This is a genomic window from Nocardioides gilvus (assembly GCF_003194605.1).
Taxonomy (GTDB): Bacteria; Actinomycetota; Actinomycetes; order Propionibacteriales; family Nocardioidaceae; genus Nocardioides; species Nocardioides gilvus.
In genome coordinates this window covers 1068389-1090382 of record NZ_QHKY01000001.1, presented here as the reverse complement: position 1 = coordinate 1090382, position 21994 = coordinate 1068389, and the positions used below count along the sequence as shown (strand labels likewise).

20 protein-coding genes are annotated in these 21994 nt (G+C 69.6%); 9 read left to right on the top strand and 11 right to left on the bottom strand.

From position 1 onward, the window contains the following. Positions 1 to 84 precede the first annotated feature (84 nt). Positions 85 to 501, top strand: coding sequence for a limonene-1,2-epoxide hydrolase family protein (locus DNK52_RS05310; RefSeq protein ID WP_110239868.1), 417 nt, complete (start codon positions 85 to 87; stop codon positions 499 to 501). Between the two features lie 4 nt (positions 502 to 505). Here the strand turns inward: DNK52_RS05310 and DNK52_RS05305 are convergent, their stop codons facing one another. The 3 genes from DNK52_RS05305 to DNK52_RS05295 form a co-directional block, all read right to left on the bottom strand. Continuing rightward, positions 506 to 1039 (bottom strand): response regulator, encoded by a 534-nt coding sequence (locus DNK52_RS05305; protein WP_162598623.1) that lies wholly within the window; start codon positions 1037 to 1039, stop codon positions 506 to 508. A gap of 100 nt (positions 1040 to 1139) precedes the next feature. Continuing rightward, the gene (locus DNK52_RS05300) at positions 1140 to 3194 is read right to left on the bottom strand and encodes a bifunctional copper resistance protein CopD/cytochrome c oxidase assembly protein (RefSeq protein ID WP_110239866.1); all 2055 of its coding nucleotides are present in this window, start codon (positions 3192 to 3194) and stop codon (positions 1140 to 1142) included. Beyond that, positions 3191 to 3766, bottom strand: a complete 576-nt coding sequence (locus tag DNK52_RS05295; RefSeq protein WP_110239865.1) for a copper resistance CopC family protein — start codon at positions 3764 to 3766, stop codon at positions 3191 to 3193. The genes DNK52_RS05300 and DNK52_RS05295 overlap by 4 nt, the downstream gene beginning before the upstream one ends. 205 nt (positions 3767 to 3971) lie before the next feature. Here DNK52_RS05295 and clpB point away from each other — a divergent pair, with 205 nt between their 5' ends. Together clpB and DNK52_RS05285 are read left to right on the top strand one after the other, a co-directional pair. After that, positions 3972 to 6563: an ATP-dependent chaperone ClpB gene (clpB, locus tag DNK52_RS05290; protein WP_110239864.1), complete on the top strand. Its 2592-nt coding sequence runs from the start codon at positions 3972 to 3974 to the stop codon at positions 6561 to 6563. Between the two features lie 30 nt (positions 6564 to 6593). After that, on the top strand, positions 6594 to 7685 hold the full coding sequence (locus DNK52_RS05285) for a DUF4064 domain-containing protein (protein WP_162598622.1): 1092 nt from the start codon (positions 6594 to 6596) through the stop codon (positions 7683 to 7685). A gap of 19 nt (positions 7686 to 7704) precedes the next feature. Here the strand turns inward: DNK52_RS05285 and DNK52_RS05280 are convergent, their stop codons facing one another. After that, positions 7705 to 8865, bottom strand: a complete 1161-nt coding sequence (locus tag DNK52_RS05280) for a pyridoxal phosphate-dependent aminotransferase (protein ID WP_110239993.1) — start codon at positions 8863 to 8865, stop codon at positions 7705 to 7707. 42 nt (positions 8866 to 8907) lie between these two features. Between DNK52_RS05280 and pyrE the strand changes: the two genes are divergently transcribed. Beyond that, complete coding sequence (gene pyrE, locus DNK52_RS05275) at positions 8908 to 9477, top strand: orotate phosphoribosyltransferase (RefSeq protein ID WP_110239862.1); 570 nt, start codon at positions 8908 to 8910, stop codon at positions 9475 to 9477. A 79-nt stretch (positions 9478 to 9556) separates the two neighbouring features. Here pyrE and DNK52_RS05270 read toward each other — a convergent pair whose 3' ends face one another. Then, entirely contained in the window at positions 9557 to 10369 is an 813-nt protein-coding gene (locus DNK52_RS05270; protein ID WP_239455392.1) for a DedA family protein, read from the bottom strand. Between the two features lie 37 nt (positions 10370 to 10406). Here DNK52_RS05270 and DNK52_RS05265 point away from each other — a divergent pair, with 37 nt between their 5' ends. After that, positions 10407 to 11102 carry a TrmH family RNA methyltransferase gene (locus DNK52_RS05265; RefSeq protein WP_239455391.1) on the top strand — a complete coding sequence of 232 codons (696 nt, stop codon included), beginning with the start codon at positions 10407 to 10409 and terminating at the stop codon, positions 11100 to 11102. A 33-nt stretch (positions 11103 to 11135) separates the two neighbouring features. On the opposite strand, the gene DNK52_RS05260 is transcribed toward DNK52_RS05265, so the two are convergent. Continuing rightward, complete coding sequence (locus tag DNK52_RS05260; protein WP_110239859.1) at positions 11136 to 11705, bottom strand: SecDF P1 head subdomain-containing protein; 570 nt, start codon at positions 11703 to 11705, stop codon at positions 11136 to 11138. Positions 11706 to 11811: 106 nt separating this feature from the next. Between DNK52_RS05260 and DNK52_RS05255 the strand changes: the two genes are divergently transcribed. Both DNK52_RS05255 and fbaA read left to right on the top strand, forming a co-directional pair. Beyond that, positions 11812 to 12465, top strand: coding sequence for a YdeI/OmpD-associated family protein (locus tag DNK52_RS05255; RefSeq protein WP_204163369.1), 654 nt, complete (start codon positions 11812 to 11814; stop codon positions 12463 to 12465). Between the two features lie 92 nt (positions 12466 to 12557). Then, positions 12558 to 13592 (top strand): class II fructose-bisphosphate aldolase, encoded by a 1035-nt coding sequence (gene fbaA, locus DNK52_RS05250; protein ID WP_110239858.1) that lies wholly within the window; start codon positions 12558 to 12560, stop codon positions 13590 to 13592. Between the two features lie 173 nt (positions 13593 to 13765). Here fbaA and DNK52_RS05245 read toward each other — a convergent pair whose 3' ends face one another. From DNK52_RS05245 to lysS, 4 genes are all read right to left on the bottom strand, one after another. After that, positions 13766 to 15292, bottom strand: a complete 1527-nt coding sequence (locus tag DNK52_RS05245; protein WP_275426132.1) for an MFS transporter — start codon at positions 15290 to 15292, stop codon at positions 13766 to 13768. A 6-nt stretch (positions 15293 to 15298) separates the two neighbouring features. After that, the gene (locus tag DNK52_RS05240) at positions 15299 to 15712 is read right to left on the bottom strand and encodes a DUF3151 domain-containing protein (protein WP_110239857.1); all 414 of its coding nucleotides are present in this window, start codon (positions 15710 to 15712) and stop codon (positions 15299 to 15301) included. 73 nt (positions 15713 to 15785) lie between these two features. After that, complete coding sequence (locus tag DNK52_RS05235; protein ID WP_110239990.1) at positions 15786 to 16529, bottom strand: YoaK family protein; 744 nt, start codon at positions 16527 to 16529, stop codon at positions 15786 to 15788. Positions 16530 to 16544: 15 nt separating this feature from the next. Next, positions 16545 to 18356 (bottom strand): lysine--tRNA ligase, encoded by a 1812-nt coding sequence (lysS, locus tag DNK52_RS05230; protein WP_110239856.1) that lies wholly within the window; start codon positions 18354 to 18356, stop codon positions 16545 to 16547. A 215-nt stretch (positions 18357 to 18571) separates the two neighbouring features. On the opposite strand from lysS, the gene DNK52_RS05225 reads away from it, so the two are divergent. Continuing rightward, entirely contained in the window at positions 18572 to 19555 is a 984-nt protein-coding gene (locus DNK52_RS05225; protein WP_162598621.1) for a helix-turn-helix transcriptional regulator, read from the top strand. 21 nt (positions 19556 to 19576) lie between these two features. On the opposite strand, the gene DNK52_RS05220 is transcribed toward DNK52_RS05225, so the two are convergent. Beyond that, positions 19577 to 20497, bottom strand: a complete 921-nt coding sequence (locus DNK52_RS05220; protein WP_110239854.1) for a diacylglycerol/lipid kinase family protein — start codon at positions 20495 to 20497, stop codon at positions 19577 to 19579. A 162-nt stretch (positions 20498 to 20659) separates the two neighbouring features. On the opposite strand from DNK52_RS05220, the gene DNK52_RS05215 reads away from it, so the two are divergent. Beyond that, entirely contained in the window at positions 20660 to 21949 is a 1290-nt protein-coding gene (locus tag DNK52_RS05215) for an adenylosuccinate synthase (RefSeq protein ID WP_110239853.1), read from the top strand. Positions 21950 to 21994: the final 45 nt, after the last annotated feature.

The following is a 21994-nucleotide window of genomic DNA, read 5'->3' as shown; positions in this document are numbered from 1 at the left end:
CCCACGCACCTCGGGTTTGGCACCCGCCGCTGCCCAGCCGTCCGCACCTGTACGGGACCGCCCGGTGGTGCGAGTCTGTCGGACATGCCCTCGCCAGGAGACCTCAACCCAGGAGACCCCGCCTCGGACATCGCGACCGTGGAGGCAATGCTGGAGGCGCTGACCCGTGGTGGTCTCCAGACAGCGGGAGCCCTGTTGGCACCCGACGTCATCTGGCGCAACACCGGCCTACCCGCCGTACGCGGCCGGCACGTGCTCCGGGTGCTCGGTGGGATCGACAGGTTGAGGCTGTCCTTCTCGGTGGTCACCCATCATCGGGCAGCGGCCGACGGCGTGGTGCTGAACGATCGCACGGATGTGCTCGGGATAGGCCCGCTGCGCTCGGTCTTCCCGGTGCGCGGGACCTTCGTCGTACGCGATGGGCGCATAGCGCTGTGGGACGACCAGTTCAGCCTTCGGCAGTTCCTGATCGGCTTCTTCCGGCGTCGTCCCTCCGGCTGATTCCTCAGATGTCGAGGGTCTTGACGGTGCCGTAGTCCTTGACCAGCGGATACGGGCGCACCGGGCGGACCGCGCCGCTCTCGGTGACCTGGATCAGGTGATCCGCGATCGAGCGGGCGGAGACACCCTTGACGATGTAGCCCCAGGCACCTTCCTTCAACGCTGCCTCGGTCATGTACGTGGCGCTGATCGCCGAGCAGACGACGACCTTCGTGGTCGGCAGGTCCTCGTAGATCAGGGGCAGGATCTCCAGCCCACCGATCTCGGGCATGTGCAGGTCCAGCAGAACGATGTCGGGACGCGTCTCGCCGATCAGCGCGATCGCGGTCTCGGCGTCACCGGCGTCCCCGGCCACGCGGAACCCGGCGGACTCGAGGGCCACACGCAGCACGAAGCGGACCTCCTCGTCGTCATCGACGACGACGATGGAGACCTGGTTGCCGTGGATGTCATGGACCTCAGCCGGCACCCTCTCCAGGGGAGGCGGCGGCTCCTCGACCGGGGTCGAGGACGGCTTGCTCTGACGGAACAACTTCACTTCGGTTTCCCTCCTCGAGTGTTGCGGGCTCATCCTCGCATGCCTGCCAGAGGGCGGGGGGGAGAATCGAGACCCATACCACTTTCTTGGGAGAAGTGGTTCAGACCTCTTCGCGACCGCGGGTGACCGGACCAGCTCCCTGGGGTGGCGTGTGGCTCTCGGCGCGGCGGGTCAACATGGCGTTGTACGCCTGCAGCTCGGCGTCGTCGTCGCGATCCGCGCGGCGGTCGGCCTGCTTGGCCCGGCGGGTGTCGTCGCGGAACCACTGGACCAGCAGGACGATCGCCACCAGCAGCAGCGGGATCTCACCCATCGCCCACGTCAGCCCGCCGGCGACCTCCTGGTCGGCGAGCAGATCGGTGGCGTACGTCCGCTCCAGGAGGCTGTAGTAGGACTCACCGATCACCTGCGTCGTGCTCATCACCGAGATCGCGAAGAACGCATGGAACGGTGCCACCAGCACCAGGATCCCGAGGCGACCCAGATGGGGTAGCCGTTTGGGCAGCGGCGCGGTGCCGACCAGGACCTCGTAGTAGAGGAAGCCGGCGAGCAGGAAGTGCACCTCCATCATCGTGTGGCCGAGATGGTTGGCCATCAGCCAGTCGAAGAGGCCGGTGAAGTAGATCGCATAGAGGCTGCCGGTGAAGACGATGGTGGCGAAGGCCGGGTTGGTCACGACCTTCGACCAGCGCGACTGGAGGAACGCCACCAACAGCTGCCTGGGTCCGTCGCCACCGGGGGTGTCGGGACCGGGCAGGGCGCGCAGCGCCAACGTGATCGGGGAACCCATCACCAGCAGGATCGGCGCCAGCATCGACAGGACCATGTGACTGGTCATATGCATGCTGAAGAGCACGTGCGAGTAGACACCGAGCCCGCCCATGGTCGCGAACGCCACCGCCGCGAGCCCCAGGAACCAAGCGATCGTGCGGCCGACGGGCCAACGGTCCCCGCGTCGACGCAGCGTCAGCACCCCGACGACGTACGCGGCAGCCCCCAGCCCGACCAGCGCCAGCCCGAAGCCGGAGAGCTGGAAGGAGAAGAGCACCCGCCACAGGGTCGGCTCCGGGGGGAGTGGCCCACCGATGAGGGCCTCGGCGCGCGACGTGTACGGCTCGCCGACGGGAGGCGGCGTACGGGACAGGGCGACACCCAGCCCGACCGCGGCCGACATCGCGACCAGCTCGATGGTCGTGAGGGCGGTGAAGCCGCGCCACCCCGGCGCGTCAGGGGCGTCGGTGCCGGGATGAGTGACCAGGCGACGAAGCCGGTACGCGATCGCGCCCAGGGCGACCAGCAGCGCCAACTTGAGCAGGGTCGCCCGGCCGTAGCCGCTGGTCACGAAGCCGGTCAGGGAGTCGAGACGGACGTAGGCGCTGAGCAGTCCCGAGAGACCCGTGACCACGAAGCACCACAGCGCGAGACCCGAGAAGCGGCGAGCCGCCCGGGCGCGGGCCTCCTCATCGCCGGCCAGGTGCCACCACAGCGCCAGGATCCCGCTGATCCACAGGGCGGCGGCGAGCACGTGGAAGCCCATCGCGACCACGGCGGTCGAGTGCGCGCCTGACGAGGCGGAGTGCCCGGTCAGGATCGCTGGGACCAGGACGGCCAGGGTCAGCAGGGCCGACAGGGCGCAGTGCCACGCCGTACGGACGAAGCTCAGCCCGAGCAGGAGCGCGACCAGGAGCAGCGCCTGGGCGATCAGGGCCTGACCCTGGGGTGTGCCGGTGAGGTGCTCGCTGACCTGCGCGAGCTCGACCTGGGCGACGGGGACGGCGTACACGTCGGAGGTGCTGAACCACGCCTCGGCCACCGTCAGCGCCAACCACCCCGCGGCACCCCACCGCGCCGGGCGTACGGAGCTCAGGGTCGGTGCGGGGAGCGGGTCGCGAAGGCGTACGGAGGTGAGCAGCGGGACCAGCAGACAGGCGAGGACGACGACTGCGGCCAGGTTGGAGCCGAAGCCGATGAGCGGGAGCCCCCACAGAGTGAGGGCGCCGGGCTCCGGCAGGCCGATCGGGGTCTCGGTGACGGCGCCGCCGACCCCCACCATGACGAGTAGCGCTACCAGACCGACGGCGAGCGCAGCGACTCCACCGCGGACGCGGACGCGACCCGGGACACGGTCTCGCGACCGGGTGCCGCTGTCGCTCATTGACGACCGCGCTTGGTCAGCGCCAGCACTCCCAGCAGTAGCGCGAGCAGGAGCACGACCACCCCGGCGACGATGAGCGGTGTGCTCCCCATCCCCGAGTCCGAGTCGGCGGAGGCGTCATCGGCAGCCGAGTCGGCCCCCGTGATGCCGGTAGAGGCGGTCTCGGTGGCCAGGCCTGCGTCGGCCCCGGGGTCGACGGTGACGCGTACGTGCCCCTGGATGGGGTGGCCGTCGGTGGAGACCACCCGGTAGGCGATGGTGTGCCGGCCCGCGTGCGTGGCCGCATCGATGCTCTGGCGCACGGTCGCACCGTCGATGACCGGGTCTCCGGTCTGCAGGGTGTGGCCGTCGGAGTCAGTGACGACCACGAAGGCGGGGGCGCCGATCTCCTCGGTGAACTCCAGCACGACCTCGCCGGGCAACGCGTCGAGGACGGCGCCGTTCTCCGGGTTGGACGAGGTGAGCCCGGCATGGGCCAGCGCAGGAGTCGCCCCCAGCGACAGGCCGAGCGTCATCAGGACCGCGGTGAGCGCGCAGGCGATCACGGCCGGAATGGAACGGGAGCGGGTCATCGGGTCTCTCAGGTCTGTCAGCGGCAAGGTGGGCCGCTCCCCATCGTACGTAGGGCCGACAGAGTCCTCGAATGCCGTTCACCACCAGACCTGTCAGGGTGTGAAGACAACCACATCGCAACGATTCCAGAGTTGAGTGGAACAGACTCAGGTTCTCTTACGTTGGACATGGTAAGTCCGCTTGTGTCATGTAAAGGAGTGCACCGTGAGTCAGTTCGGCGCCGACAAGTTCACCACCCGCAGCCGCGAGGCCATCGAGGCCGCCCAACTCGCGGCCACCACCGGCGGCAACAGCCAGGTCGAACCGATCCACCTGCTGGTCGCCCTCCTGCGTCAGACCGACGGCGTCTCCCGCAGCCTCATCACCCGCTCCGGGCTCGACGTCGACCCGATCACCGCGGCCGCAGAGTCGGCGCAGGCCCAACTTCCGCGCGCGACGGGTGCCACGGTCCAGCAGCCCGGCGCCTCCGCCGCCCTGACCCGCGTCCTGGCGGCTGCCCTCGATCTCGCCGGCTCCATGAAGGACGACTACGTCGCGTCCGAGCACCTGCTCGTCGCGATCGCGACGGTCGAGTCGAGCGCCGCGAAGGTGCTCACCGGCGCAGGCCTCACCGCTGAGGGTCTGCGCGAGGCCGTCACCGCCGTCCGCGGCAACCGACGCGTCACGAGCCAGGAGGCCGAGTCGACGTACGAGTCGCTCGAGAAGTACTCCGTCGACCTCACCCGGGCAGCCGAGGACGGTCGCCTCGACCCGGTGATCGGTCGCGACGCCGAGATCCGTCGGGTCATCCAGGTGCTGAGTCGGCGTACGAAGAACAACCCCGTGCTGATCGGTGAGCCCGGTGTGGGCAAGACCGCCGTCGTCGAAGGGCTGGCCCAGCGCGTCGTCGCCGGCGACGTGCCCGACTCCCTCAAGGGGCGGCGCGTGCTGAGCCTGGACCTGGCCGCGATGGTGGCCGGTGCGAAGTACCGGGGCGAGTTCGAGGAGCGGCTCAAGGCCGTCCTCGAGGAGATCAAGGACGCCGGTGGCCAGGTGATCACCTTCATCGACGAGCTGCACACCGTCGTCGGCGCAGGCGCCGGGGGCGACTCCGCGATGGACGCCGGCAACATGCTCAAGCCGATGTTGGCCCGCGGTGAGCTGCACATGATCGGCGCCACCACGCTCGACGAGTACCGCGAGCGCATCGAGAAGGACCCGGCCCTGGAGCGTCGTTTCCAGCAGGTCTTCGTCGGTGAGCCGAGCGTCGAGGACACCATCCAGATCCTGCGCGGCATCCAGGAGAAGTACGAGGCCCACCACGGCGTACGCATCACCGACGCCGCGCTGGTCGCCGCCGCGACCCTGAGCGACCGCTACATCACCGGCCGCCAGCTGCCCGACAAGGCGATCGACCTGATCGACGAGGCCGCCAGCCGGTTGCGGATGGAGATCGAGTCGAGCCCTGAGGAGATCGACCAGCTGAGGCGCAGTGTGGACCGGCTCAAGATGGAGGAGTTCGCGCTCGAGAAGGAGTCCGACGACGCCTCCATCGAGCGGCTGGCCCACCTCAAGGGCGAGTTGGCCGACCAGGAGGAGGAGTTGCGCGCGCTCGAGGCCCGCTGGGAGCGCGAGAAGGCTTCCCTCGAGGGTGAGGGCGAGCTGCGCAAGCAGCTCGACCAGCTGCGGATCGAGGCCGAGCGCCTGGTGCGTGAGGGCGACCTGGCCAAGGCCAGTGAGATCCAGTACGGCCGGATCCCCGAGTTGGAGAAGCAGATCGAGGCGGCGGCCGCTGCCGAGCCTGCCGAGCCGGTGGAGAAGCTGGTCGGCGAGGAGGTCGGCGCCGAGCAGATCGCCGACGTCGTGGAGGCGTGGACCGGGATCCCGACCGGCCGGATGCTGCAGGGCGAGACCGCCAAGCTGCTCGAGATGGAGCAGGTGATCGGTGAACGCCTGATCGGCCAGCGCGAGGCCGTGCAGGCCGTGAGTGACGCCGTACGTCGCTCGCGCGCCGGCATCGCCGACCCCAACCGTCCGACCGGGTCCTTCCTCTTCCTCGGTCCCACCGGCACCGGCAAGACGGAGTTGGCCAAGGCGTTGGCCGACTTCCTCTTCGACGACGAGCGCGCGATCGTGCGGATCGACATGAGCGAATACTCCGAGAAGCACTCGGTCTCGCGCCTGGTCGGTGCCCCTCCCGGCTACGTCGGCTACGACGAGGGCGGTCAGCTGACCGAGGCCGTGCGTCGACGCCCCTACAGCGTGGTGCTGCTCGACGAGGTCGAGAAGGCGCACCCCGAGGTCTTCGACATCCTGTTGCAGGTGCTCGACGACGGGCGCCTGACCGACGGCCAGGGTCGTACGGTCGACTTCCGCAACACGATCCTGATCCTGACCTCCAACCTCGGCTCGCAGTACCTGGTCGACCCGCTCATCGAGGAGTCGGTCAAGCGCGAGCAGGTGATGGGCATCGTGCGTGCCTCGTTCAAGCCGGAGTTCCTCAACCGGCTCGACGAGATCGTCACCTTCTCCGCGCTCAGCCAGGACGAGCTGACCCACATCGTGGACCTGCAACTGGCCCTGCTGGAGAAGCGACTGGTCACCCGTCGGATCACCATCGAGGTCACCGAGGGGGCCCGCACGTGGCTCGCGGAGACCGGCTACGACCCGGCGTACGGCGCCCGTCCGCTGCGTCGCCTGATCCAGACCGCGATCGGGGATCCGCTGGCCCGGATGCTCATCGGCGGCGAGGTCACCGACGGTGGCCGTGTCACCGTCGACCGCGGGGAGGAGGGCCTCAGCCTGCGCGCGGGCTGAGCCCCTTGGGCGACATGATGGAATGACCGCGTGAGCAAGCCAGCAGATCTGCCCCGTCCTCCCCAGATGACCCTGGTGGGCTGGATGATCGTCATCGGGTCGGTCTTCGTGGTCTTCGGTGTCTTCGACGTCCTCGGCAACCTCCGCTCGATGGAGACCCGGGAGATGGTCCAGGGCTACCTCGACGAGTCGCCCGGCGACACCTTGGGGTGGAGCGTCGAGACCGGGCTGGCGGCGCTGCGGATCACCGCCATGGTCACCGCGGTCTGCGCGGCCTCGGCGGTGGTGCTGGGCTGGTTCGTCCTCCAGCGCAACGCCGGCGCTCGGATCGCGCTCAGCGTGCTCGCCGTCCCGCTCTTCGTCACCGGCATGATCACCGGCGGCTTCGTCTCCTCGATGGTGGCCGCCGGTGTCGTGCTGCTGTGGATGCAGCCGGCACGCAGCTGGTTCAAGGGCGAGACGCCGCCCCAGCCCGTGCCCCTGGGCCGCGACGACCGTGGCGCCCGTCCGTGGGGCCAGCCGGCTGCCGGCCCGAGCGACCCCGCCAGGCCGACTGCCGCCGTCACGGTGGGCAGCCCGGAGGCGACCGACGCGCGGCCGGTGCAGGGCTTCGGCGACCAGCCCACGTGGCAGGCGCCGAGCAACCCGTACGGCCTCCCGGTCGCGGGCTCGTCGCCGCACAAACGCCCCGGGGCCGCGCTGGTCGCCGCCATCGTGACCTGGGTCTTCGCCGGTTTCTCGCTGCTCTCGGGTGTCGCGTCGTTGGTCCTGCTGCAGACCGACCCCGACGCGCTGCTCGGTGACGCGGAGGAGATGGTCGCCCAGCTCGAGGAGCAGTCCGGCAACGGTCAGGAGCTGACCGCCGAGATGCTCACCAACTCGATGACGCTGGTCGGCACGATGTTGATCGTCTTCTCACTGGCCGCCTGCATCGCCGCGTTCCTGCTGCTGCGTCGGCGCCCCCAGGGTGCCGTGGTGCTGATGATCGTGTCGGCTCTGTCGGCCGGCTTCTGCCTCCTCGGCGCCCTGGTCGTGCCGCCGTTGGCGATCCCGGGACTGGCGTCGCTGGCGGTCGTGCTGCTGCTGCGTCGTCGTGACGTGCGCGCGTGGTTGCGCGGCTGACCTGACGGGTGCCCGACCCTCAGGCGTGCAGGTCGGCTGACTCGAGCCGCTCCAGTGCTTCACGGATGACCTCGGTCTGCTTGCAGAAGGACCACCGCACGAGGTGGCGCCCCTCCTCCACGTCGTCGTAGAACCCGGTCGCCGGGATCGCCACGACCCCGGCTCGCTCGGGCAGCGCCTCGCAGAACGCCGTCGCGTCGGGCCACCCGAGGTGGCTGACGTCGGAGAGCACGAAGTAGGTGCCCTCCGAGCTGCGGGTGCGCAGCCCCAGCCGGTTGAGTCCGGCGACCAACAGGTCCCGGCGCTCGTGGAGTGACTCACGCAGCGTCTCCGGGAAGTCGCCGGCCTCGTCCAGGGCGTACGCCACTGCCGGTTGCAGCGGGGCGCCGGAGGTGTAGGTGAGCCACTGCTTCGCCGCGTTCAGTGCGCTGACCAGGTCGGCCGGTCCGGTCGCCCATCCGACCTTCCAGCCGGTGAACGACCACGACTTCCCCACGCTGGACAGCGTCAGGGTGCGCTGTGCCATCCCCGGCAACGTGGAGATCGGGATGTGTTCGACGTCGAAGACGAGGTGTTCGTAGACCTCGTCGGTGACCACCGTCAGGTCGTGCTCGATGGCGAGGTCGGCCACCGCCTTCAGCTCGGTGCGGTTGAGCACCGTGCCCGTGGGGTTGTGCGGTGAGTTGAGCAGGATGAGTCGGGTCCGGGGCGTGATCGCGGCTGCCAGTGCCTCGGGGTCCAGACGGAAGTCGGGGGAGCGCAGGGTGACCGGGCGACGTACGCCCCCGGCCATCTGGATCATCGCTACGTACGAGTCGTAGTAGGGCTCCAGGAGCACCACCTCATCCCCGGGGTCGACGAGCGCCAGGATCGCTGCGGCGATGCCTTCGGTGGCACCGGTCGTGACGACGACCTGGGTGTCCGGGTCGAGGGTGATGCCGTGGTGGCGCCACTGGTGGCGCGCGACCGCCTCGCGCAGCGCGGGGATGCCGATGCCGGGGGCGTACTGGTGGTGGGGGCCGTCCAGGGCCCGCCGGACAGCCTCGACGACCTCGGGTGGTCCGTCCACGTCAGGGGATCCCTGACCGAGGTTGAGCGCACCCGTGCGGGTGGCGAGGGCGGACATGTGGGCAAAGACGGTCTCGCCGATTCCGTCGATGCGGGAGGCGTGCGGGCGCATGCCTGCGAGCGTAGCCCCCTGGTGAGGTGGGAGCATTGCCTCATGTCTGACGCTGATGCCACCGCGCCCCCCCGACCCGTCGACGAGACCCTCGCCGCCGACATCGACGCCTGCTGCCGCCTGAGTGGCGAGTTCACGCTGCGCTCCGGGCAGGTCTCGCACGAGTACTTCGACAAGTACCTCTTCGAGTCCGACCCGGCCCTGCTCGCCCGGGTCGCCGAGCAGATGGTCGCGCTGGTGCCCGAGGGCACCGAGCTGCTGGGCGGGCTCGAGCTGGGCGGCGTGCCGATCGCCACGGCCCTGAGCGCGCGTACGTTGCACCCGACGCTCTTCGTACGCAAGAAGGCCAAGGAGTACGGCACCTGCAAGCTTGCCGAGGGCCCTGCGATCGAGGGCCGCCGGATCACGCTGGTCGAGGACGTCATCACCACCGGTGGGGCGGTGCGCGACGCCGTACGTGAGTTGCGTGCCGGCGGCGCGATCGTAGAGGTGGTCATCTGTGCGATCGACCGCTCACCCGAGGGTGAGAACCCGTTGGCCGACGTCGGTCTCGAGATCCGTCCCGTGCTCACCAAGGCAGCCCTGGACGCCGCTCGCTCTGCGGCCTCCTGACGCGCGTACGCAACCAAGAACGCGGACGTCCGCAGTCACCGGGTGACTGCAGACGTCCGCGTTCTCGCGTGAGTGAGGCTCAGTCGCGGTGCGGCTGGTCGTGCGGGACCTCGAAGTGGTGGTCCTTGACGTCCTCGTCGTCGACGTTCTGGCCCATGATGTCGCGGTCCGGGCCACCGTCCTGGTCGCCGATCTCGGCGCCGGGGGCGTTGGTCCGCTTGTGGCGCCACCACTCCCACACCATGGGGATGATCGAGAAGGCGACGATCGCGATGATGGCGTAGTCGATGTTCTCGCCCAGGGCGGGGAAGACGGTGCCGAGGAAGGCGCCGAGCAGAGTGATGCTGAGGACCCACAGCACGGCGCCGATCAGGCTCCACTTGAAGAAGCGGCTGCGGTCCATGTGGGTCACCCCGGCGACCACGGTGATGTAGGTGCGCACGAAGGGCACGAAACGCCCGATGACCAGCGCCTTGTTGCCGTGCTTCTCGAAGAAGACGGTGGTCTGGTCGAAGTACTTGCGCTTGAGGATCCGGCCGTCGCGCTCGTAGATCGGCGGACCGATCTTGCGGCCGATCTCGTAGCCCGCGACGTTGCCTGCGAAGGCGGCAGCGACGAAGAGCGCCATGCCGATCACCAACTCGACCCACACCGGGCCAGGGAAGATGTCGATGCCGGTGGAGGGGTGGGCCAGGAAGATGCCCATCGCGAAGAGCAGGGAGTCACCGGGCAGGAACGGGAAGAAGAGTCCGCACTCCACGAAGATGATGACGAGGCTGAGCCAGAAGAGCTCGGCGCCGAACTGCGCCAGGAGCCACTCGGGGTCCATCCACTTCATCCCGAACAACATGGGCTCGACGAGAAGGGCCTGCAGATCAACTAGGGGGCTCACGCGCGTCAGCGTATCTGGTGAGACCTAGGGTGACGTCATGCAAGAGGAGCGCGCGCCGTACGACCCCATGCCGCACGGACCGCCCGAGATCGGCCTCGGTCCCTGGCCCGGTGGTGAGGCTGCGTGGCCCGTCGGGGAGCAGTACGACCCGGAGCTGCTGCGGGAGGGAGATCGACGCAACGTCGTCGACCGTTACCGCTACTGGACGATGGAGGCGATCGTCGCCGACCTCGACACCCGTCGTCACCCCTTCCACGTCGCCATCGAGAACTGGCAGCACGACTTCAACATCGGCACCATCGTGCGCAGCGCCAACGCGTTTCTCGCGGCCGAGGTGCACATCGTCGGCAACCGCCGGTGGAACCGCCGCGGCGCGATGGTGACCGACCGCTACCAGCACGTACGCCACCACGCGGACGTCCCGGCCCTCGCGGCCTACCTGCACGCCCTGCCGGCCGAGCAGGGGGGTCCCGTACGGCTGCTCGGCATCGACAACCTGCCCGGCAGCGAGCACCTCGAGACGATGGAGATGCCCGAACGCGTCTGCTTCCTCTTCGGCCAGGAGGGTCCCGGTCTTTCGCAGCAGGCGCACGACGTGGTCGACGGGACCTTCTCGATCGCCCAGTTCGGCTCGACCCGGTCCATCAACGCCAGCTCGGCGGCCGCGATCGCGATGCACTCCTGGATCGTGAAGTACGCGGACCTGACCGGCCAGGACGCCTGGCGGGGTTGACCCGGCCTGCCTCGGTCCTTGCTCAATCCTGTCTCAGTCGCCGGTGATCTCCTCGACCAGCTCCTCTGCGGAGGACCGGGTGGAGCCGGCGCTGACCTGGGTGGTCCCCGAGATCGAGGAGCCGCACTCGACGCTCACGACCGGGCTGGAGATCACCCGCTCGTTGACCAGGATCGCCACCCGGTTCTGCCCGGGCTCCTCGGCGCATGCAGCAGCGGCGGTGAGTTCTTCGAAGACGTCGCTGCCTGCGTCGGTGAACTGGATGTCGACGACCCAGGAGGTGTCCACCTGCACGACAGTGGCCGAGTGGACCTCGTCAGCGCCCAGGCTTCTCGGACCGAGGTCCACGTAGAAGGTCGGGAGCGTGTCCTGCACCACCAGGCCGTCGGGGTCTCTCGATGCGGAGTCCTCGTTGTCCGCCATGCCCAGCACCGGACGGATCTCGAACGTCGGGTTGATCTGCTGAGCGTCGGTCGTGGGCTCTGGCAGCGCACCGGGCTTCTCCTCCTCTCCTCCGGGCTGGTCCGCGCCACAGGCGACGATCAGGAGGAGTGCTCCGGCGACGAGTGCGATCTTCGGGAGGCTGTGCCGTTGCATGGTCATGCGGCGAGGTTAGGGGTCGTGGGCTGCCGCGGCGGTGGGTGGGCGCATCGCGGACGGGCCGTGTTGAGCTGGATGCAGCAGGTGCTCCGGCGCTAGCGTCGGACGGGTGATCGGCACCCCCGGAGGCACCCCCGAACGACCGGCCCTCTTCTTCACCGGCCCGGACGAGTTCCGTGCGTGGCTCGAGGCGAACCACGACAGCGCCCCCGAGCTCTGGATGGGGTTGCGCGGCAAGCATGTCCCCGACCACGGGCTGACCTGGGTGGAGGCCGTCCCGGAGGCGCTCTGCTTCGGCTGGATCGACTCGGTGGCCCAGAGGATCGACGGGGACTCGCGACGCCAGCGCTGGACTCCACGGCGACGGGGCAGCAACTGGAGCAAGATCAACGTCGCCCACGTCGAGCGGCTGCTCGCCGAGGGCCGCATGCACCCGGCGGGAGTGGCGGCGTACGAACAACGCCGGGAGGACCGTACCGGCGTCTACGCCTTCGAGGGCGAGCGCCGGGACCAGCTCCCGGAGCCGCTGCTGGCCCGGTTGGAGGCGGAGCCGCTGGCGGCAGCCTTCTGGGCCGGCGCGATCCCGTCGTACCGCGCCACGGTGGTGCACTGGGTGACCTCCGCGAAGCGGGAGTCGACGGTGGAGTCCCGGATGGCGGACCTGGTCGAGGACTGTGCGCATGGTCGGCTGGTGAAGCCCCAGCGGTACGGCGACGAGCCGGCGTGGGTGCGCCGCCTGCGGGCGGAGTTGGGGCTGGCCTGAGCGGGGGCCTTACTGGGTGGGGTCAGCCTGTCGGGGCGGGCTCGCGGGGCACTAGGATGCACCGAGCAGCCAAAGCCGTCTGAGGAGTCTTCATGCCCATCGCAACCCCCGAGCGCTACGCAGAGATGCTGGACGCCGCGAAGTCCAGGTCCTTCGCCTACCCGGCCATCAACGTGTCGTCGTCGCAGACGCTGAACGCGGCCCTGCAGGGCTTCACCGAGGCCGGTTCCGACGGCATCATCCAGATCTCCACGGGCGGCGCCGAGTACCTCTCCGGCCCCACCGTCAAGAACATGGTCACCGGCTCCGCCGCCTTCGCAGCGTATGCAGCCGAGGTCGCCAAGAACTACCCGGTCAACGTCGCGCTGCACACCGACCACTGCCCCAAGGACAAGCTGGACGGCTTCGTACGTCCGCTGATCGCCCTGTCGGCCGAGCGCGTCAAGCGCGGCGAGGCGCCCCTCTTCCAGTCCCACATGTGGGACGGCTCGGCCGTGCCGATGGACGAGAACCTCGCGATCGCCGAAGAGCTCCTGGCTGCCTGCACCGCCGCCAACATCATCCTCGAGATCGAGATCGGTGTCGTCGGTGGCGAGGAGGACGGTGTCGTCGGCGCGATCGACGAGAAGCTGTACACCACCCCCGAGGACGCCCTGGCCACCGCTCGCGCGCTCGGCGTCGGCGAGAAGGGCCGCTACATGACGGCCCTGACCTTCGGCAACGTGCACGGCGTCTACAAGCCGGGCAACGTCAAGCTGCGCCCCGAGATCCTCAAGGCCGCCCAGGAGGCCGTGGCCTCCGAGCTCGGTCTCGACGCCGGCGCGAAGCCCTTCGACCTGGTCTTCCACGGCGGCTCCGGCTCCACCGCCCAGGAGATCTCGGACGCCGTCGACTACGGCGTCATCAAGATGAACGTCGACACCGACACCCAGTACGCGTTCACCCGCCCGGTCGCGACGCACATGTTCCAGAACTACGACGGCGTCCTGAAGGTCGACGGCGAGGTCGGCAACAAGAAGCTCTACGACCCGCGCTCGTGGGGCAAGGCCGCCGAGGCCGGCATGGCTGCCCGCATCGTCGAGGCCTGCGAGAACCTGCGTTCCGCCGGCACGAGCCTGGGCGCCTGACGGGCACAGCACCACATACGTTCACCACATCCGTACGGCCGGTTCCCCTCGGGGAGCCGGCCGTACGGCATTTCGCTGCCCCCCGCCCCCGCCGCAGCCCCCCCGGGACGTCATCGTCTCCGGTCGTCGGGGCGACCGCTGGTGATGACGTCCGGCAGGAGGGTCGGCGGGGTTCAGCGCGAGGCGACCGAGTCCACCTTCTCGGGCGGTGCGGCGAAGTGCCGGGGCCGCTCGAAGAAGAGGACGGCGACGAGCCCGAGGACGAACGCCACCGGGATCGCCCAGAGGGCCTGGCCCAGCGCCGCGGAGTAGTCGGCCGCCAACGCGGGGTCGATCGGCTCGGCAGCCTGCAGCCCGGACTCTCCTCCGCCCGAGGCGGGCAGGTCGTAGGCACGCAGGCGCCAGTCGATGACCAACGCCGACACGGCCGCCCCGAGCGTAGAGCCGATCTGACGGGTCGTGTTGTAGATGCCCGCCCCGGCGCCGGCCTGGTGCATCGGGAGGTTGCGGTTGGCGGTCGCCGACAGCGGGCCCCACAGGAAGGCGGAGCCGATGCCGAGCAGCACCATCGAGATGACCGCTGCCCAGACGGGGGTGTCGGCGTCGAGCACCAACGCCAGACCGGCCACCGCGATCGCCGCGCTGGAGAAGCCGAAGGCGGTGAGCGTACGCGGGTGCTTGCGGTCGGTGAGCCCGCCCACGGTGCGAGCCAGCACGATCGACCCCAACGCGAGCGGGGCCATCAGCAGGCCGGCCTCAAGCGGTGACCATCCTCGTACGGCCTGGGCGTAGAGCATCAGCGGGAAGCCCATCGTCATGAACGAGAAGGCGACCATCGTGATGGCGATGTTGGCGACCGCGAAGTTGCGGTCCCGGAAGAGCGTGAGCGGCAGCAGCGGCTCGGTGTTGTTCCGCGACTGCCAGAAGATGAAGAGCGCCAGCAGACCGACGCCGGCGATGATCAGGCGCCACACGGTGATCGGACCGTCGATGCGACCCCAGTCGTACTGCTGGCCCTCCTGCAGGCCGAAGACGAGACAGAACATCCCGGTGCCGAAGAGCACCACCCCGATCCAGTCGAACCGGTGCGGGTGGGTCGCCAGGTCAGGGATGTGGCGTACGGCCATCACGAAGGCCAGGACCCCGACCGGGACGTTGATGAAGAAGATCCACTCCCAGCCCCACGTCCCGACGAGGAAACCACCCAGGACCGGGCCGATGAGGGTCGCGGCGCCGGCGGTGGCGCCCCACAGGGCCATCGCCTGGCCGCGGCGCGCCACGGGGAAGATGCGGGTGATCACCGCCATCGTCTGGGGCGTCATGAGTGCTGCGCCGACTCCCTGCACGGCGCGGGCCGCGACCAGGGTGCCGATGTCGTCGGAGAGCCCGCACCACAGGGACGAAGCGGTGAAGACGACCAGTCCGCTCAGGTAGATCCTCTTGGGGCCGTAGCGGTCACCGAGGCGCCCGGTGATCAACAGCGGCACCGCATAGGCGAGCAGGTAGGCGCTGGTGACCCAGATCGCCTCGTTGACGCCTGCGTTGAGCTCGGTGATCAGGGCAGGAGTCGCCACCGTGAGGATCGACGTGTCGACCATGAGCATGAAGAAGCCCAGGACCAGCGCCCACAGCGCCGGCCAGGGGTGCTCGAGGGTCTCGTCGACGTGCTCGCGCGGGGGTGCCCCCTGCGCCTGACTCACCGGACCTCAGCCCAGGAGTTCGTCGTACGCCGCGGGGCTGGAGTCACGGAGGAACTCCGAGCACCGCTCCCACTCGGCGGTCTCGCCGATGGCGCGGGCCGACAGGGCGAGCAGGGCGAGGGCACGCAGGAAGCCGCGGTTGGGCTCGTGGTCCCACGGCACCGGGCCGTGGCCCTTCCAGCCGTTGCGGCGCAGCATGTCGAGGGAGCGGTGGTAGCCGACGCGGGAGTAGGCGTAGACGGTCACGTCGTCGGCGCCTGCGTCGCGGGCCTGCTCGGCCAGGGTGGCCCAGGCGATCGGCGACTCCGGGTGGTTGCGTACGACCGCTGCGGGGGCTGCGCCGTCGGCGAACTCAGCGGCTGCGGGGTCGACGGGAAGATGCGTGGGCGGGGGGCCTGCCATGAGGTCAAGGTGTGCCATGGGATGAAGGCTAGGCGCAGGCCCCCGGCGACGGCCACAGCACGGCCGGTTCGGGACGAAGCTGCGGGTGCGGTCAGTTCCGGTACGCGCGCACATCCGCCAGCAACGGCGCGCTCGCGGTGGCCAGGAGGAGCAGCGCCAACGGCACCACCACCGCGAAGCCGAATTCCAGGTAGCCCGCCGCGCCCAGCACGCCACCGCCGAAGAAGAGGCCGACGAGCATCGACAGCATCGCCAGTTTGCGCGGGTCTGCGACCACCGGGTCGAGGTGGTGGCTGCGGTGAAGGTAGGCCAGTTTGCCGAGTTCGATCCCGATGTCGGTGACCATGCCAGTGACGTGGGTGGTCCGGATCTGGGCGCCGGAGATCTTGGTGATCACGGCGTTCTGCATCCCCATCGTGAAGCAGAGGACAGCGACGAAGACGAGTTCGCGGTGTCCCCAGGTGAGCCGGTCGGCGAGCAGGCCGAAGAGCAGGACCAGCACCGCTTCGATGATCAGGACGTTCGCGTAGCGACTCCGCAGGTCGCGGCGCCGGCCCCAGTTGAAGACCACGGCACAACTGGCGGCGCCGGCGAGGAAGGTGGCCAGGCCGAGCACCCCCACGAGCACGACGTCGCGTCCACCACGGACCAGGTGGTCGGCGACGCCGGCGGTCAGGCCGGTCATGTGCGAGGTGTAGACCGCCACGGCCACGAAGCCCACGGAGTTGAGCACCCCCGCTGTGAAGGCGAGCAGGCTCGCGAGCTGCAGGTTGCGGCGCCGGGTGCGGAGAGGTCCGGCGACGCTCAGCAAGTAGCGCCGCAGGGTGAGCCACACAGCGCGCACCCGAACTCAGGCCGCTGCGGCACCCAACAGTGCGCGCACCTTCTCCGCGCCGAGCGCCACGATCAGGGTGGGCAGACGCGGTCCGCGGTCGGCGTCGACCAGGAGGTTGTAGAGCAGGGTGAAGAAGGCCTTCTGGTCCGCCTTCACCTCGTCGGTGGGCTTGTCGTCGAGGCTCAGGCCGCGGGCCAGCTTCGGCACCCCGTAGACCACCGTCGTCACCTCGTCCTGGGTCAGCTCGGCCGGCAGGTGGGCCAGGAGCAGGTCGACCCACTGGCGCTCGTCGGCGCCGAGGGACGCGAGGCGGGCGGTGTCCGGGGTCTCGCGCACGGTCGTACGCTCCTCGGCCGGCACGAACTCGGCCGTCCACTGCATGGCCTTGCTCAGACGCGGCTCGAGGTCGGCGACGGAGTCGTGCGGGAAGCCGACCGAGCCGATCACCTCGGAGATCAGGTCGGCGGAGCCCGCAGTCACGTCGGCGACCGAGGAGAGCGTACGGAAGGGGACCTTGACGGCGCTGGTCGCCAGCGGCGCGTCGGCGGTGCGGACGGCACGCTCGTGGGCGAGCACCGCGACGTCGCGCTTGGCGGGGTCGGCAGCCTTCTTGGTGAGCGCGTCCCACTCGTCGTAGAGCCGCACCACCTCGGGGCCGAAGTCGATGCTGAAGGTCTGCTTGGGTGCGCGGCGCACGTAGAGCCAGCGCAGGATCGAGGGCTCCAGGATCTTGAGGGCGTCGGCCGCGGTGGGGACGCCGCCCGAGGACGACGACATCTTCTGCATGCCGGCGAAACCGACGAAGCCGTACGCGACGAACGACGGCGCGCGGCCGCCGAAGACCTTCACGACGTCCTTGCCGACGGTGTACGACGACCCGGGCGTCGCGTGGTCGGCGCCGCCGGGCTCGAAGTCGACGCCCTCGAAGGTCCAGCGCATCGGCCAGTCGACCTTCCACACGAGCTTGCCCTCGTCCTGGGTGGCGACGTTGGTGACGCCTTCGAATGCGCAGGAGGTGCACGCGTACGCCAGGTCGGTGGTGTCGTCGTCGTAGGCGAGGAGGGTCGTGGTGTCGCGGCCGCACTCGCGGCAGTAGGGCTTGTAGGGGAAGCGGGCCAGGTCGGCTGAGGCCTGGATCGGGGCCTGGATCGGCTCCGTGTCCACCTCCGCGGTCGAAACGGCGTCGGCGTCGGCGTCCTCGCCGGTGGCGGGCGCTGCGGCCTTGGTGCGGTACTGGGCGAGGATCTTCTCGATCCTGTCGCGGTTCCGGATCGCGGTCAGGATCTGCTCGCGGTAGGCCCCGGACCGGTACATCTGGGTCTGGGAGATCTCCTCCATCTGCACGCCCATCTCGGCCAGCGCCTCACGCAGCGGGGCCTTGAAGTGCTCGGCCCACGACTCGTGGCAGTCCCACGGGTCCGGGACCGCGCTCAGTGGACGGCCGATGTGCTCGGCCCACGAGGAGTCGACGCCTGCGGGCACCTTGCGGAAGCGGTCGTAGTCGTCCCAGCTGTGCAGGTGACGCACCTGCTGGCCGCGGCGCCGCAACTCGTCTGCGACGAAGTGGACGGTGAGGAACTCGCGCAGGTTGCCCAGGTGGACCGGGCCCGACGGGGAGGCCCCCGAGGCACAGGTGACGAGGTCGCGGGCCTGGCCGTCGGCCCGGGCCTGTTCGGCGTGACGCAGGGCGTCGTCGGCCGCGCGCGTCACCCAGTCGACAGGCTCGCCGCCCTGTCCCTTGCCCTTGCCGCGTCCCCGGCCCTTGGCGGGCTGCTCACCCTCAGGGCGAGCGTCGGGGGTGGGCTGCGGCTGGGCGTCGGACGACACGGACGACTCCTGGTGCGAGAGGAAGGGATGCGAGGTCGAACGCTACCGGTCCCGGCTCGAAATACAGATGTGGCCGCAGGAACATCCCCCCACGGTGTCCTGCGGCCAACATCCAAAGGCGGCGGGGACCCCCAGGTTCCGTGCCGCTGAAGGGATTGTGCCACTAATTCCGTACGGGATCCGAGTTTTCCTGCCAGTGGCACTAAGATGCCACCATGAAGACCCCGCGTGTCCTTGAGTCCCTTGGCCTTCCGTCCAGTAGCCAACGCTTCTACCGACAACTGCGCGTGGCCGACGGTTTGAGCGTGGAAGAGGTGGCTGAGCGGCTGGAGATGAGTCCGGAGGAACTCGTCGACCAGATGGCCCCGCTCGTCGCCGTCGGTGTGGCCAGTCTCACAGACGGAACACTGCGGGTGGTGCCGCCCCAACACGCGGTCGGGATCCTGCTGGAGCGCGAGGCATCCGCGCTGGCCCTCGGCGTCGAGCGGGTCGCGAGCCTCGTCGCGAGCGTACGGTTGCTCGGCTCCGGATCCGCTGCGACCGACGGGCTGGATCCCGGCCTGCCCAACCAGCTCGACGGTGAGGTGGTGGACAGCGCGGCGCCGATGGAGATGATCGAGGCGTGGGTCGCGGAGAGCTCCGGCGACATCATGTTCCTGCGCCCCGACCAGTGGCGGCTCCCCTCCGAGCCGAGGTCCGCCGCCTTGTTCGACCAGGTTTTGCAGCAAGGGCGGCGCGCCCGCGCCATCTATCCCGTACGCGCTCTGCACGAGGCCCGCTCGATGCTGATCGCCCGCAGCGAGGCGGGCGAAGAGATCCGACTGCTCCCCGAGGTGCCGACCAGGCTCGGGATCGTCGGGCAGAACCGTGCCCTGATGCCGGAGTACCCGGGCGCCACCGGCATGCGCACGACAGTGCTGCGCGACCCCGGCCTGGTGGCCATCCTGTCCTTCTACTTCGAGGTGCTGTGGGACCAGAGCGTCGCCCTGCACAGCCTCATGGAGGGTGACAGCCGCGAGGAGTTGCAGGATCTGCTGCTCACCGAGCTGGCCTCGGGGGCGCGTGACGAACAGATCGCCCGGAGACTGGGGATCGGGTTGCGCACGGTGCGGCGCCGGGTCGCCAACCTGATGCTGGAGTTGGGCGCGGAGACCCGCTTCGAGGCGGGGGTGGAGGCGGTCCGTCGCGGACTGATCTGATCCGGGGCCACTGCTCGAGGGTCAGGGCAGGAGTATCGCGTACGCGTCGCGCTGCAGGTGCCACGTGCGGCTCGTCTCCGGGCCGTAGATCTCACCGTCAGCAGATGCCCAGAACTCCTCACCACTGATCGTGACCTCACGCCCCTGGAGGTAGAGCACGTCGTCACGCTCTGCGTGTTCGCCGCGGGCCACGTCAGCGGCGTACGCCATCGTGGCCAGCGCACCTTCCGGCAGCGCCACCATCACGTCGATGGCGCCGTCGGAGGCGTCCGCGTCCGGCGTCAGCTCCGCACCGCCGCCCACGGAGGTGCCGTTGCCCAGGGAGACCATGAGGACCGGGTCCTCGGTGGTCGTGACGACCTTGCCGTCGATCTCCACGCGAAGCTCGAAGGGGACGCTGGACACAGCCGCCTGGACAGCGCCGATCGGATAGCCGAGCTTGCCGAGGTTGACCTTGCCGGCGCCGAGCGCCCCCAGACGCTCCTTCCAGACGGCGCCCAGCTTGCTGGCCTCCGCGCCTGCTCCGACGTGCACGTTGTTGACCACGATCCCGCCGGTCTCGTCGACCAGCAGGTCGACCTTGCGCGGCGCACCCTCGAGCACGACCCGGGCCGCCTCGACGGGCTCGAGCGGGATCTCCAGGGTGCGGGCGAAGTCGTTGCCGGTGCCCAGGGGGAGCAGGGCCAGGGTGGACTCGGCCAGCGCGCCGCTGCGATGCAGGGCCGCGACCACGGCGTGCAGGCTGCCGTCGCCGCCGGCGACCACGATCGTACGTCCGTCGGCGCCCGCCAGGACGTCGTCGAGCTCCTCGGGGCTGGAGGTCGCACAGACCTCCACCTCGGCCACCTCGGTACTGCCCCGCCAGACCTCCAGCGCGGCCTCGAGCGACTCGTCGTCGGAGGTGCCGGCGCCGGAGTTCTTGATCACCAGGAGTGAACGCATGCCCGTGACGGTAGCCCCCGCTGCCTGCGCCGGGGTAGTCGGTGCGAGCACCTGTCCGCGCCTCAGGACCACGGGGAAGGCCGGCATGTTTGGTAGAGTCTCGGCGCAAGAGCTCCGGTGCCTTGTGCCGGAGCTATTTCTTTTGTGACGAAGGTGGCTGCAATGCCCGCGATCATGGTTCTGGGTGCCCAGTGGGGCGACGAAGGCAAGGGGAAGGCGACCGACCTCCTTGCCTCCACGACCGACCACATCGACTACGTGGTGCGCACGTCCGGTGGACACAACGCCGGCCACACGATCGTGATCAACGGCGAGAAGTTCGCCACCCACCTCCTGCCCAGCGGCATCCTCACGCCCGGGGCGACCTGCGTCATCGCCAACGGCGTCGTGGTCTCGCCCGAGGCCCTCTTCCGCGAGCTGGACCTGCTCATCGACCGGGGTGTCGAGCTGGCCCCGCTGGTGGTGAGCGCGAACGCCCACGTGATCGCCTCTTACCACTCGACCATCGACAAGGTCACCGAGCGGTTCCTCGGCAAGAACCAGATCGGCACGACCGGTCGTGGCATCGGTCCGGCCTACGCCGACAAGATCAACCGGATCGGCATCCGGATCGCGGACCTGTTCGACGAGGGCATCCTGAGGCAGAAGGTCGAGGCTGCCCTCGACACCCGCAACCACCTGCTCACCAAGCTCTACAACCGTCGCGCGATCGAGGTCGACGCCGTGGTCGAGGAGTTGCTCTCCTACACCGAGCGCCTGCGCCCGATGGTCGCCGACACCTCGCTGCTGCTCAACCAGGTCCTCGACGAGGGCAAGACGGTCCTCTTCGAGGGCGCGCAGGCCACGATGCTCGACGTCGACCACGGCACGTATCCCTTCGTCACCTCCTCCAACCCGGTCGCCGGCGGCGTCTGCGTGGGCGCCGGTGTCGGCCCCACCCGCATCGACCGCGTCATCGGCGTGATCAAGGCGTACACCACCCGGGTTGGCGCGGGTCCGTTCCCCACCGAACTGTTCGACGCCGACGGCGAGGCGCTGCAGCGCATCGGCGGCGAGATCGGCGTCTCCACCGGCCGTACGCGCCGGTGTGGGTGGTACGACGCGGTCATCGCGCGCTACGCGACCCGGGTCAACGGGCTCACCGACCTCTTCCTCACCAAGCTCGACGTGCTGTCGGGCTGGGAGAAGATCCCGGTCTGCGTCGCGTACGAGATCGACGGCGTGCGCCACGACGAGATGCCGATGACGCAGACCGACTTCCACCACGCGAAGCCGGTCTACGAGTACCTCGACGGGTGGACCGAGGACATCTCCGGTTGCCGCACCATCGAGGAGCTGCCCGCCACCGCGCAGGCCTACATCACCCGCCTCGAGGAGCTCTCCGGCACCCGGATCTGGGCCGTCGGCGTGGGTCCGGGCCGCGAGCAGACGGTGGTCGTCCACCAGGACTGAAACGCTCACCTCCTTGCCGGGAGGGCGCCCCGTGGGCACACTGTG